The following is a 12,649-nucleotide window of genomic DNA, read 5'->3' as shown; positions in this document are numbered from 1 at the left end:
GGCAGGACAGGCATGACCCCCAAGCATTCAAGGAGCCGGCGTTGCTGTTCCTCACCCTCTACCAGATCATCGACTACCTGATCAGCATCATCGTCTTCGTGGTGATCGTGCAGTTCGTCCTCGGCCTGCTGCTCGCGTTCAACGTGGTCAACCGGCACAACCAGTTCGTTTCGGCGATCTGGACCGCGCTCAACGCGATCCTGGAACCGATGCTCCGGCCGATCCGGCGGATCATGCCGAACACCGGCGCGATCGACTTCTCGCCGATGGCGCTCATCATCGGCCTGAAGATCCTGCAAATCATTCTCGGCAATCTGGCAAGGGCTTACTACTGATGGCGCAGGCGCACATCATCGACGGCAAGGCATTCGCCGAGGGCCTGCGCGCACGTGTCGGCACCGCCTCCGTGGGCTTCGAGGCCCGCACCGGCCGCAAGCCCGGCCTTGCCGTGGTGCTGGTGGGTGAGGATCCGGCCAGCCAGGTCTATGTACGCAACAAGGGCAAGCAGACGCTGGCCGCCGGCATGGCGAGCTTCGAGCACAAGCTGCCCGCCGAAACCAGCGAGGAAGACCTGCTGGCGCTGGTGCGCGAACTGAACGAGGATCCGCGCGTCGACGGCATTCTTGTCCAACTGCCGCTGCCTGCGCACATGAACGAGCAGAAGGTCATCGCCACGATCAACCCCGACAAGGACGTGGACGGTTTCCATGTCGTCAATGTCGGGCGCCTCGCCACCGGGTTGCCGGGCTTCGTGCCTTGCACGCCGCTGGGCTGCGTGATGCTGCTGAAGGACAAGCTGGGCTCGCTTTCCGGCCTTGATGCCGTGGTGATCGGCCGCTCGAACATCGTTGGCAAGCCGATGGCGCAGTTGCTGATCGCCGAAAGCTGCACGGTCACGGTCGCGCACAGCCGCACCAAGGATCTGCCCGAAGTGGTCCGCCGTGCCGACATCGTGGTGGCTGCCGTCGGCCGTCCGGAAATGGTCAAGGGCGACTGGCTCAAGCCCGGCGCCACGGTGATCGACGTCGGCATCAACCGCGTCCCGGGTGCCGAGGAAGGCAAGACGAAACTCGTGGGCGACGTCGATTTCGCCTCCGCTGCCGAAGTTGCCGGTGCGATCACGCCGGTTCCGGGCGGAGTCGGCCCGATGACCATCGCCGTCCTGCTGCGCAACACTATCGTCGCCGCCCACCGCAATGCCGGTCTGGAATTCGACGAGGGCGCCCTTTGAGCCTCGGCCGGGCTCTCGCCGGAGTGGCGGCGCTGGCACTGGTGGCAACACCGGCGCTGGCCCGTCGCCCAGATCGAGCGCCCGGCGTAGGCACCGCCAACCCCAGCGCGCTGATCGCGGCGGAGATCGCCTTCGCCCGCTTGGCCCGCGAGAAGGGTCAGTGGACCGCCTTTCGCGAAACCGCCGCCGAAGACGCGGTGATGTTCGTGCCGGAGCCGGTCCGCGCGCAGCAATGGCTCAGTGGCCGCAAGGACCCACCCGCCGCCGTGCAGTGGCAGCCCGCGCAAGTCTGGATGAGCTGCGACGGCACCTTGGGCGTCACTAAGGGGGCCTGGCAGCGGCCGGACGGTTCGGTCGGCTACTTCACGACGATCTGGCAGAAGCGCTGGAAGAAGACCGATTACCGCTGGGTGCTCGATCAGGGCGACACGCTGGCGCAGCCCTTGCCGAATAGCGACATGCTCTCGGCGTCCGTGGCGGATTGCCCGAGCGGAGGCCCGCGCCCCGATGTGCAGCGTCCCGAACCCGCCAAGGGCCCTCCCGGCATGACCGGCGAAGGCCGTTCGGACGACGGTACGCTGACATGGTCCTACCGCGTCGCTGCCGATCAGTCCCGCTCGCTCGTCGTCTCGCTGATGAAGAACGGCACCATGACCGAAGTGATGCGCAGCGACGTCGCCGCGCCCAAGGCCCCGTAACCCGCATGTACGAACTCTTCCTCAGTGCGTTCGTCACGCTCTTCGTCGTGATCGACCCGCCCGGCTGCGCGCCGATCTATGCCGGCCTTTCGGCCGAGGCGAACCGCTCGCAGGCGATTTCCATGGCTGGCCGCGCCTGCCTGATCGCGACTGCCATCCTCGTGGTTTTCGCGCTGTTCGGCGCCCAGTTGCTGGGCGCGCTGCATATCGAACTCAACGCCTTCCGCATCGCCGGCGGCATCATGCTGTTCATGATCGCCATCGACATGGTCTTCGAAAAGCGCACCCAGCGCCGCGAGGAGCGGGCCGAGAAGATCATCGCCCACAACGCGGAAACGCCTCAGGTGGATGACGTTTCGGTGTTTCCGATGGCGATGCCGATGCTGGCGGGACCGGGCTCGATCGCGACCATCATGCTGCTCACCTCGCGCGCGCAGGGCGTGGAGCAGAAGCTGGCGATCCTTGCGGCGATGGTATCGGTGATGGTGCTGAGCTTTGCCGCGTTGGCCGCTGCCGGACCGTTGATGCGGGTGCTGGGCGACAAGGTGGAGGCGGTGATTACCCGTCTGCTGGGCGTGCTGCTGGCGGCATTGGCGGCGCAGTACGTGATCGACGGTGTGAAGGCCGTTCTGCTCTGATTTCGGGTGGAGGTACCCTCCGCTGGCAATCAACCTCCCCAACCATAACCCGTCATCCCCGCGAAGGCGGGGATCCCGCTTGTTCTTTTAAAGCACGCAGAGACGCGGAGACGCAGAGGGTGCAGAACCGCTCGGCCTCTCTGTGTGAACCAAAAAAGCGGGGCCCCCGCCTCCGCGGGGGCGACGAAGTGATTTGGGGTAGTTGGCGGCGGGCCGGGGCCGAAACTGGGGCCGGGGGCTTACCCGGCCAAAGCCAGCTTCGCCGCCTCTTCCCGCACCACGCGCGGCTGATCCGGCCAGATTCCGCGCGTGTCATAGACCAGCTTGTCCGCACGCTCGGCCAGCGGCACCACGCGGAACACATCGTGGTCGACGAGGACGATCAGGATCTCGCAGGTCTCCAGCGCATCGTCGATGTCGATCTGCACGGCACCGGTATCGGTGAATTCGATCGGAAGCTGCGCCGCGTAAGGTTCCACCACATGGATGCGGCTGCCGAACTTGCGCGCGAGGCGGCTGGTGACGAAGCGCGCCGGGCTCTCGCGGAAGTCGTCGATATTGGCCTTGAAGGCGAGGCCGAGGCAGGCGACTTTCGCCTCCGGATTGGCCTCCACCAGCGCTTCGGCCTTGGCGATCACGTGGTGCATCTTGTGATCGTTGACGCCGCGCGCGGTGCGGATCAGCGGAGTTTCCTCGGGTGCGCCGTGGACGATGAACCACGGGTCGACCGCAATGCAGTGGCCGCCCACGCCGGGGCCGGGCGTCAGGATGTTCACGCGCGGGTGGCGGTTGGCGAGGCGGATCACCTCCCACACGTCCAGCCCCATGCGGTCCGCCACCATCGACAGTTCGTTGGCGAAGGCGATGTTGACGTCGCGATAGGCGTTCTCGACCAGCTTGGTCATCTCGGCCGAGCGCGCGTCGGTGGTCACGCATTCGCCGCGCACGAAGCGCTTGTAGAAGGCCAGCGCCTTGCGCGCGCAGCGCGGGGTGATGCCGCCGATCGAGCGATCGTTGTTGGTCAGTTCCTCAAGGATGCGGCCGGGCAGCACGCGTTCGGGGCAGTATGCAATCGATACATCGGGGGTGTCGCGCGTGAGGCCGGGAATCTTCAGGTCCGGCCGCAGTTCGGCGATCAGGTCGCGCAGTTGCTCGGTGGTGCCGACCGGGGAAGTCGATTCGAGGATCACCACATCGCCCGCCTTCAGCACCGGCGCGACCGAGCGGCCGGCGGCAAGGACATAGGAAATGTCCGGCGCATGGTCCTTGTCGAACGGTGTCGGCACCGCGATCACGAACACGTCTGCGGGGGCGATCTGCGTCGAGGCCGAAAGCAGCCCGCGCGCAACGACGCCCTGCACGAGGCCGTCGAGATCGACTTCCTCGATATGAATTTCGCCCCGGTTGATAGTGTCGACCACCGCCTGCGAGACGTCGAGGCCGAGTACCTTGCACCCGGCGCGGGCGATCACGGCGGCGGTGGGAAGGCCGATGTAGCCGAGGCCGACAACGCAGACGTCAGGCTTGGTTTCCGATTTCATTCGCAAGCAGCTCCACGATTCGGCGCGATGTCTGCCCATCCCCGAACGGGTTGTGGGCACGCGCCATGGATTCGTAAGCTTCTCTATCGTCGAGCAGTGTTGAGATTTCGGTAACGATCGTCTCGGCCGAAGTTCCGACCAATTTTGCGGTTCCGGCCGCCACGCCCTCGGGCCTTTCGGTGGTCTCGCGCATGACCAGCACCGGCTTGCCCAGTGCGGGCGCTTCCTCCTGCACGCCGCCCGAATCGGTCAGCATGATCTCGGCGATGGAGATCAGGCGGGCGAAGTGCGGATAGTCGAGCGGCTCGATCAGGGCGACGTTGTCCAGCCCGGAGAGGCGCTCGTTCATTACCTTGCGCACGTTGGGGTTGAGGTGGACGGGGAAGATCACCGCCACGTCGGGCCGGGCCGCGATCTCGCGGATGGCGGTGGCGATCTGCTCCATGCCTTCGCCGAAGTTCTCGCGCCGGTGGCTGGTGACGCCGATGATCCGCTTGCCCGCGAAGCGCGCTTCAAGCTCGGCAAGGTCGGAGGCGAGCGCGGGCTGGCGCTCGATTTCGGCGGTAACCCAGTGGAGCGCGTCGATCACGGTATTGCCCGTGACGTGGACCCGATCCGGGGCGATGTTCTCACGCAGCAGTGCCGCCTCGCTGGTGCCGGTCGGCGCGAAGTGGAGGCTGGCCATGCCGCCGATGATCTTGCGGTTCACTTCCTCGGGCCAGGGGTGGTGGATATTGCCCGAACGCAGCCCCGCCTCGACGTGATCGACCGGCAGTTTGCGGTAATAGGCGGCCAGCGCGCCGGCCATGGCCGTGGCGGTGTCTCCCTGCACGATCACCCGGTCGGGCCTGACTTCGTCCATGACTTTGCCGAGCCCGGTCAGCAGGTTGGCGGTCAGCGCATCCAGCGTCTGGTCGGGCCGCATCACGTCCAGATCGTGATCCGGCACGATTCCGGCAATCTCCAGCACCTGATCGAGCATCTGGCGGTGCTGTGCGGAGACGCAGACCACGCATTCGAAACGCGGATCGGCCTTCAGCGCATGGACCAGCGGGAAGAGCTTGATCGCCTCGGGCCGGGTGCCGAAGACAAGGAGGATGCGGGCCGGAGAAACAGGGACAGGCTTGGTCATGCCGCGGGCCTATCAGGTTAGTATTAAGCTTGGATAAAGCGGCTCATGCGGCCAGCAGGGCGGGATGCGGGTCATCGTCGTTGGAGGACGATGGCCGGGTACGCGCACGCCTGCGCGTTCCGGCCACGCGTTTGCGGGGGTGGCGCCGGGACGCGCGCAGGAGGGCGGAAAGGAACGTGCCGAGGGCCTTGATCCGCACGCTTGCCGCCACGAGCGCAACGGCGGTTATCGCATCGATCAGGGCCGATATCTCGAACGTCATCGCCCAGGAGGTCAATTCCGGCAGCGCCATCGACGAGAAGTGCAGACCCTCGCCACCGAGCAGCCAGGACACCAGGCCGACGAATCCGGCAAGCGTCAGCACCAGCAGCACCTGTCCGCGCGTTATCCGCGACAGGCGCCGGGCGAGGGGGATCACCAGTCCGTCATGCCAGATCCGTCCGCGCAGACTGGTTCGCGGCGCGGTGGCCAGAGTCAGCAGGGCGAACAGGCATAACGATTCGAGAATCATTGCGGACGCACCTTGGCTGACTCGCTGGAAAGACTGGATAATGTCCGGTCATGAGGCGGGCACGAAGTTAAATCCGCGCAAGCTGGCGACGGTGCTTTATTGGCGCGGATGGAGGGCTCCGTGGACAAACCCGCCGGGGCTATTGCCCCACCCCGCGCCATCGGGAATGACTGCGGCATGTCTATCCTGAGCGACAAGTGGATCCGCGAGCAGGCGCTCGAACACGGAATGATCGAGCCCTTCGTCGAGGCCCAGCGGCGCGACGGGTGCATCTCTTACGGCCTCTCGTCCTACGGCTATGACGCCCGCGTCGCGCCGGAGTTCAAGATCTTCACCAATGTCGATTCGGCGGTGGTCGATCCGAAGGATTTCGACAGCAATTCCTTCGTGGACCGGCACACTGATGTCTGCGTGATTCCGCCCAATTCCTTCGCGCTGGCGCGCACGGTCGAATATTTCCGCGTGCCGCGTGATGTGTTGGTGATCTGCCTTGGCAAGAGCACCTATGCGCGCTGCGGCATCATCGTGAACGTCACTCCGCTCGAACCGGGCTGGGAAGGGCATGTGACGCTGGAGTTCTCCAACACCACGCCGCTGCCGGCCAAGATCTACGCCAACGAAGGCGCGTGCCAGTTCCTCTTCCTCAAGGGCAATGAGCCTTGCGAGACCAGCTATGCGGACCGCGCGGGCAAGTACATGGGTCAGCGCGGGGTAACGCTGCCGAAGCTTTGAGGGCTCGGTCTAAGGCGCCGGTTTAGAGCTTCCATCGCACAACAATCCCCGTCATCCCCACGAAGGCGGGGATCCCGCTTGTTCTTTGCGGGCGCGGCGAGAAGGAAGCGGGGCCCCCGCCTTCGCGGGGGCGACGGAGTGATTTTGGGCGAGCCGGGGTTAGAGCGCTTCTTCGGCCGATTACTTACCCGACCACACCGGCTTGCGCTTTTCCGCGAAAGCACGCGGGCCTTCCTGAGCGTCCTCGCTGTTGTAGGTGTGTTCGTGCGCGGCACGCGCGGCCTGCAGGGCGGCGGAGCGGCCCATTTCGGTAGACAGCATCACCGTCTCCCGCGCGGCTTTCACGGAAAGCGGCGCGCCTTCCAGCACTTCCAGCGCCAGTTCGATGGCCGCGTCCAGCACCGCGCCGGGCTCGGCCAGGCGGTTGACGAGGCCGATCTCGTAAGCGCGGCTCGCGGTGATCGGCTTTCCGGTCAGCATGATCTCCATCATGATCCGCTGCGGGATCATGTGGATCAGCGGCGAGGCCCAGGGACTGCCGCGCCCGACCTTCACCTCGGTAATCGCGAACTTGGCATTGGTGCTGGCGACGCAGAGGTCGCAGGCCTGCGCGATCATCCAGCCGCCCGCGAAGGCGTGGCCGTTGACGGCGGCGATGGTCGGCTTGGTCAGTTCGATGGTGTCGTAAGGCAGCGCGTAGAGATCGCGCGGCGGCACGGCCATGCCGGTTTCGACCATTTCCTTGAGATCGCCGCCCGCGCAGAAGGCCTTGTCGCCGCTGCCGGTGAGGATGGCGATGCGGGCCGAGGCGTCGGCTTCGAACGTAGCCCAAGCCTCGCGCAGTCCCTCGCGCACTTCGCGGCTGAGGCAATTGCGCTGTTCGGGGCGGTTGATGGTGATGACCGCGATGCCGTCTTCATGTGCGTCGTAAATAACGGCTTGGGTCATCGCTTCAGGCTTTCTTGGGATTGGAAGGCAAGGGGTTTCGCGCGGAGGCGCGGAGACGCGGAGAAAACGTGGGGTGCCGTAGGCACTTTCTTGCTTCCGAACCTTGCTTTGTACGCTGGCGTTTCAGGAAATGAGTCTTCGGCGCGGGTCAGCTTCTCCGCGTCTCCGCGCCTCCGCGCGAAATCGTTGTGGAGGAGCGCGCCCACCGTCAGAAGCCTCGCCGCGCGATCTCGAATGCCTCGCGATCGAGCGCCTCGCGGAAGTCGGGATGGGCGATGGCGACGAGCCGTTTAGCGCGTTCGGCCAGGGTCTGGCCCTTGAGCTGCGCAGCGCCGTATTCGGTGACGATCACGTCCACTTCGGTCCGCGCAGAGGTGACGGCGCCGGAGAGGGCGGTGACGATCTTGCTGACCGTGCCGCCCTTGGCGGTGGAGGCCAACACCATCAACGAGGCGCCGCCCGGCGAGCGCGCGCCGGCCCGCACGAAGTCCACTTGCCCGCCGGTGCCGCCGAGATAGCTCGTGCCCGATTGCTCGGCATTGACCTGTCCGGTGAGGTCCACTTCCAGCGCCGAATTGATCGTGACGAGACGCGACAGCCGCGAAAGCGTCCCCGCATCGTGGGTGTAGCTGGTGGGCGTCATGCGGATCGCGGGGTTGTTCGCGGCCCAGTCATAGAGCCGCCGCGTGCCGATTAGCGCGCCGTTGATCGAGACGCCCTTGTCGATCTCCTTGCGGGCATTGGTCAGCACGCCGGCTTCGGCAAGGTCGACCAGTCCGTCGCCCAGCATGCCCGAATGGACGCCAAGGTCGCGGCGGTCGTGCAGCAGGCGCAGGATCGCGTCGGGCACCGCGCCGACGCCGGTCTGCAGCACCGCGCCGTCGCCGATGAATTCGGCACAGTGGCGGGCAATGGCCTCGTCGGTGGGGCCGATCTTTGCGGGTGCCACTTCCACGGGCGCGCGGCTGACGTGGACGGCGACATCGATCAGGTCGCCGGGGATCGTCTCGCCCGGAACGTAGGGCACCTGCTCGTTGACTTCGGCGATGACGAGGCGGGCCTTGTCCACCGCCGCGCGCACGTAGTCGGAGATCAGGCCGCAGCTGTGATTACCCTGCGCATCCGCCGGGCTGACCTGAATCATCGCCACGTCGCACGGCATGATCCCGGCCTCGATCAGGCAGGCGACCTGGCTGACGTGGACGGGGATCACGTCCAGGGCATTCGCCTTGGTCATGCTCCGCAGTGCGCCGATCGCGCCCATGCTGGAGAGGCGGAAGGCGCGCGCGCTTTCGGGCGTGAACAGGCCGGAAAAGCTGGTGGCGATGAAGGCGTGGAGGCCACCGATGGCCTCCCCCTGTTCGATCAGCGCCTCTACCAGCGTGGTCGGCTCGCCGCAGGCCTGGCCGAACACGATGCGGTCGCCCGGTTTCAGGAACCGCGAAAGGTCAAGCGTTTCGGGGGTGAGTTTGAGGGTCATGACACTACCTCTCCAACCCCACTCCGCTCATCCTGAGCTTGTCGAAGGATGGTTCGCAGCGCAGCGCCAGCGCCCTTCGACAGGCTCAGGGCGAGCGGGGTGGGGATCATGAGGTTCATTGTTTGATCACAGCTTCCCTGCCTGCCGCAGCAGCCGTTCGGCGCGGGCGAGGTAGGGGCGGTCAAGCATGCCGCCCTTCCAGCCGATGGCGCCGACGCCGGGGTTGGCGGCGAAGATGTCGACGACTTCCTGCGCTTCGGCGATCTCGGCCTCGGTCGGCGTGAACGCCTCGTTGATCACCGGCACCTGCGCCGGGTGGATCGCCATCATCCCGCGATAACCGTCGCGGCGGACCTTCTCGGCACGGGCCTTGAGCGCTTCCAGATCCTTGAAATCGGCGCTGATCGTCTCGATCGCAGTGACGCCGGCGGTCGCCGCGCCCAGCACGGTCAGGCTGCGGGCCAGTTCGTAGGTGAAGGAGTACGATCCATCCGCATTGCGGTTGGACGATGCGCCGATGGAATCGGCCAGATCTTCCGCGCCCCAGGTCAGCGCCACCACGCGCGGCGCGCCCTTGTAGTTGCCGGTGTGGAACATTGCCTCGGCCGTTTCGGTGATCAGCACGATCACCGGGGTCGATCCCTGTTCGATGCCGTTCGCCACTTCCAGCGCTTCGAGATAGCGGTCCAGCGTCTCCACATCCTGCCGGCCATAGACCTTGGGCAGCATGATCCCGCCGGGACGCGCGGGCATCACCGCCACGAGGTCGTCCAGCGTATGCGGCCCGTCGAGCGGGTTGATCCGGACCCACAGGCGGCCGCGCTGCTCGGGGTTGGCCTTGATGAAGTCATGCACCATCGGGCGCGCGGCGGCCTTGGAGTCCGGCGCGACGGCGTCTTCGAGGTCGATGAGGACGATATCGGCTTCACCCTCCATCGCCTTGGTCATCTTCTTTTCGCTGTCGCCCGGCGCGAAGAGCCAGGAGCGGGCGGCGATCGGTTCGTGCTGGAACGGCAAGTCTTGGATCCTTTTCCCTCGTCGCCCCCGCGCAGGCGGGGCCCCGCTGCCTTCTTACCCGCCGCGAGGAAGCGGGGTCCCCGCCTGCGCGGGGACGACGTGATGTGATTACGCAGGGTTCACGAAGGATTGAATAGCCCGTTTCCTCAATAGGACTTGGGCAGTTCCAAAACCCTCTCGGCGATGAAGTTCATGATCTGGTGCGGGCTGACCGGGGCGATGCGCGGGATCATCACTTCGCGGAAATAGCGCTCGACATGGTATTCCTGCGCATAGCCCATGCCGCCCATGCTCATCATCGCGGTCTGGCAGGCCTCGTAGCCGGCCTCGGCAGCGAGGTACTTGGCGCTGTTCGCCTCGACGCCGCAATCGAGACCCTTGTCGAACAGGGTCGCGGCCTTGAACACCATCAGGCTGGCCGCCTCCACTTGCATCCACGCCTTGGCGAGCGGGTGCTGGATCCCCTGATTCTGCCCGATCGGCCGCCCGAACACCACACGCTCGCGGGCGTAGCGCGACGCGCGTTCGATGGCGACGCGGCCAAGACCGGTGGCTTCGGCGCCCAGCAGCACGCGCTCGGGATTGAGGCCCTTCAGCAGGATGCGGAAGCCCTGTCCCTCCTCGCCGATGCGGTCTTCCTCGGGGATGAAGAAGTCGGTGATGAACATCATGTTCGAGCCCACCGCGTGGCGGCCCATCTTGGGGATGAGGCGCGTCTCGATCTTCTCGCGGTCAAGCTTGCAATAGAAGAGCGTCAGGCCGTCGGTCTTCTTCTTAACCTCTTCCAGCGGCGTGGTGCGCGCGATCAGCAGCATGCGGTCGGCGACGTGGGCGTTGGTGATCCAGATCTTCTCGCCGGTGACGCGGTAGCCGCCGGGCACGCGCTCGGCGCGGGTCTTGAGGCTGGTGGTGTCGAGCCCGGTGTTCGGCTCGGTCACGGCGAAGCACATCTTCTCCTCGCCCGAAAGGATCGGCGGGATCATGCGCTGCTGCTGTTCCTCGGTGCCGAAGAGTATGACGGGTTCGAGCCCGAAGACGGGGCCGTGGATCGCCGAGGCGGCGGTCATGCCGCCGCCGCTTTCGGCCACTGCCTGCATCATCACCGCCGCTTCGGTGATGCCGAGGCCCGCGCCGCCGACGCTTTCAGGCATGGCGACGCCCAGCCAGCCGGCATCGGCCATCGATTTGTGGAATTCGTACGGGAATTCGCCGCTGCGATCCTTTTCCAGCCAGTACTCGTCAGAGAACTGCGAACAGTGCTTGAGAACCGCCTCGCGGATGTTCTGCTGGTCGTCGGTAAAGGCGAAATCCATGGCAATCCTCTTGTCTTCCCACTGACGGAACTAGCAGCGCGGCCCATCGCTCACAACCATCATCGTGCCGATATGCGCCCACCAAACGCAAATACGAATGGTTTTCGCTCCGGCGGTGCGTTACCCATGGCATGACAAGAAGGAGAGGGCCTTGACCGCGAGCAAGGAAAACAAGGGAACGGGACCATTGGCGGGCCTGCGCGTGGTGGACCTCACCAGCGTGGTGTTCGGGCCCTATGCCACGCAGATCATGGCGGATATGGGCGCCGAGGTGATCAAGGTGGAGCCGCCCGAAGGCGACAACACCCGCTGGATCACCAAGGGCCCGGTGCCCGGCATGGGCGGCATCTACGTCAATGTGAATCGCGGCAAGCGCGGGCTGATGCTCGATCTGCGGCAGGAGCAGGATCGCGAATCGCTGCGCCGGCTGATCGCCACGGCGGACGTCTTCATCCACTCGATGCGCGGCAGCGCGATCCGCAAGCTCGGCTTCGATTACGAGGCGGTACGCGCGATCCGGCCGGACATTATCTACACCAATTGCTACGGCTATTCGCGCCGCGGGCCGGAGGGCGACAAGCCCGCCTATGACGACACCATTCAGGCCGAATGCGGCATTCCGCATGTGCAGGGCCTGATGAACGGCGAGCCCGGCTATGTCGCCACGATCATGGCGGACAAGGTGGCAGGCCTCCACGCGCTCTACGCGACGATGATGGCGCTCTATCACCGCGAGCGGACCGGCGAGGGCCAGGAAGTCGAAGTCACCATGTTCGAGGCGATGACTTCGTTCATGCTGGTGGAACACGCCAACGGCGCGATGTTCACGCCGCCGACCACGCCCGCGCACTACCACCGCGCGGTCGAGCCCAACCGGCGGCCCTACAAGACCAAGGACGGCTATGTCGCCGCGCTGGTCTACAACGACAAGCATTGGAACGCCTTCATCGAATCGGTGCAGCCGGAATGGGCCACCGATGAGTTCTCCACGCTGGAAAAGCGCGCGCGCCAGATCGGCCGCGTCTACGGCTTGCTGGGCGAGACGTTCCTCACCCGCACCACGCAGGAATGGCTGGATACCTTGCAGGCGCTCCACATTCCCTGCGCGCGCCTGCGCTCCACCGACGATCTGTTCGAGAACGAGCATCTGAACGCCATCGGCTTCTTCGAAGAGGTCGAGACCGAGCAAGGCCCGGTGCGCTTTCCCGGCGTGCCGACATGGTTTTCCGCCACGCCCGGCAAGGTCCGTGGTCCCGCGCCGATGCTCGGGCAGGACAACGAAAGCGTCCTCTCCGAACTCGCCAGTGGCGAGGCCAGCGTCGCCGGGGCGATAGCAGTCGATTCGAAGTAAACAGTACTGTTGATTTCACCTGACAGCGTCCCGAGGCTTGCGCTAACCACCTGTTCA

General features: G+C 65.6%; 13 protein-coding genes. 6 read left to right on the top strand and 7 right to left on the bottom strand.

Features of this window, described 5'->3' with window-relative positions; translation table 11 throughout:
- The first annotated feature begins 41 nt into the window (after nucleotides 1-41).
- From AC1VVM_RS02015 to AC1VVM_RS02000, 4 genes are read left to right on the top strand one after another with little or no spacing between them, the layout of a single operon-like run.
- The gene (locus AC1VVM_RS02015) at nucleotides 42-335 is read left to right on the top strand and encodes a YggT family protein (protein WP_132390148.1); all 294 of its coding nucleotides are present in this window, start codon (nucleotides 42-44) and stop codon (nucleotides 333-335) included.
- Complete coding sequence (gene folD / locus AC1VVM_RS02010) at nucleotides 335-1,231, top strand: bifunctional methylenetetrahydrofolate dehydrogenase/methenyltetrahydrofolate cyclohydrolase FolD (protein ID WP_482955713.1); 897 nt, start codon at nucleotides 335-337, stop codon at nucleotides 1,229-1,231. Before AC1VVM_RS02015 ends, folD begins: the two co-directional genes overlap by 1 nt.
- Nucleotides 1,228-1,929, top strand: a complete 702-nt coding sequence (locus tag AC1VVM_RS02005; RefSeq protein WP_482955712.1) for a hypothetical protein — start codon at nucleotides 1,228-1,230, stop codon at nucleotides 1,927-1,929. Before folD ends, AC1VVM_RS02005 begins: the two co-directional genes overlap by 4 nt.
- Before the next feature lie 5 nt (nucleotides 1,930-1,934).
- The gene (locus AC1VVM_RS02000) at nucleotides 1,935-2,567 is read left to right on the top strand and encodes a MarC family protein (protein WP_132390155.1); all 633 of its coding nucleotides are present in this window, start codon (nucleotides 1,935-1,937) and stop codon (nucleotides 2,565-2,567) included.
- A gap of 239 nt (nucleotides 2,568-2,806) precedes the next feature.
- On the opposite strand, the gene wecC is transcribed toward AC1VVM_RS02000, so the two are convergent.
- From wecC to AC1VVM_RS01985, 3 genes are read right to left on the bottom strand one after another with little or no spacing between them, the layout of a single operon-like run.
- Entirely contained in the window at nucleotides 2,807-4,108 is a 1,302-nt protein-coding gene (gene wecC / locus AC1VVM_RS01995; protein WP_482905030.1) for a UDP-N-acetyl-D-mannosamine dehydrogenase, read from the bottom strand.
- The gene (wecB, locus tag AC1VVM_RS01990) at nucleotides 4,086-5,240 is read right to left on the bottom strand and encodes a non-hydrolyzing UDP-N-acetylglucosamine 2-epimerase (protein ID WP_482955711.1); all 1,155 of its coding nucleotides are present in this window, start codon (nucleotides 5,238-5,240) and stop codon (nucleotides 4,086-4,088) included. Before wecB ends, wecC begins: the two co-directional genes overlap by 23 nt.
- A 43-nt stretch (nucleotides 5,241-5,283) precedes the next feature.
- Nucleotides 5,284-5,751 (bottom strand): hypothetical protein, encoded by a 468-nt coding sequence (locus AC1VVM_RS01985; RefSeq protein WP_482955710.1) that lies wholly within the window; start codon nucleotides 5,749-5,751, stop codon nucleotides 5,284-5,286.
- Nucleotides 5,752-5,928: 177 nt separating this feature from the next.
- Between AC1VVM_RS01985 and dcd the strand changes: the two genes are divergently transcribed.
- On the top strand, nucleotides 5,929-6,483 hold the full coding sequence (dcd, locus tag AC1VVM_RS01980; protein WP_132390167.1) for a dCTP deaminase: 555 nt from the start codon (nucleotides 5,929-5,931) through the stop codon (nucleotides 6,481-6,483).
- 180 nt (nucleotides 6,484-6,663) lie between these two features.
- On the opposite strand, the gene AC1VVM_RS01975 is transcribed toward dcd, so the two are convergent.
- The 4 genes from AC1VVM_RS01975 to AC1VVM_RS01960 form a co-directional block, all read right to left on the bottom strand.
- A complete protein-coding gene (locus AC1VVM_RS01975) occupies nucleotides 6,664-7,431 on the bottom strand; it encodes an enoyl-CoA hydratase/isomerase family protein (protein ID WP_482955709.1) in 768 nt (255 codons plus the stop codon).
- 208 nt (nucleotides 7,432-7,639) lie between these two features.
- The gene (locus tag AC1VVM_RS01970; RefSeq protein ID WP_482955708.1) at nucleotides 7,640-8,911 is read right to left on the bottom strand and encodes an acetyl-CoA hydrolase/transferase family protein; all 1,272 of its coding nucleotides are present in this window, start codon (nucleotides 8,909-8,911) and stop codon (nucleotides 7,640-7,642) included.
- 126 nt (nucleotides 8,912-9,037) lie between these two features.
- Nucleotides 9,038-9,859, bottom strand: coding sequence for an HpcH/HpaI aldolase/citrate lyase family protein (locus AC1VVM_RS01965; RefSeq protein WP_482956319.1), 822 nt, complete (start codon nucleotides 9,857-9,859; stop codon nucleotides 9,038-9,040).
- A 215-nt stretch (nucleotides 9,860-10,074) separates the two neighbouring features.
- On the bottom strand, nucleotides 10,075-11,241 hold the full coding sequence (locus AC1VVM_RS01960) for an acyl-CoA dehydrogenase family protein (protein ID WP_482955707.1): 1,167 nt from the start codon (nucleotides 11,239-11,241) through the stop codon (nucleotides 10,075-10,077).
- A gap of 151 nt (nucleotides 11,242-11,392) precedes the next feature.
- Here AC1VVM_RS01960 and AC1VVM_RS01955 point away from each other — a divergent pair, with 151 nt between their 5' ends.
- Entirely contained in the window at nucleotides 11,393-12,592 is a 1,200-nt protein-coding gene (locus AC1VVM_RS01955) for a CaiB/BaiF CoA transferase family protein (RefSeq protein WP_482955706.1), read from the top strand.
- The last annotated feature ends 57 nt before the right edge of the window (nucleotides 12,593-12,649 follow it).

This window comes from Novosphingobium sp. BL-S-33, from assembly GCF_056857025.1.
The sequence above is the reverse complement of the archived record's forward strand: the minus strand, read 5'-3'. Positions and strand labels throughout refer to the sequence as shown.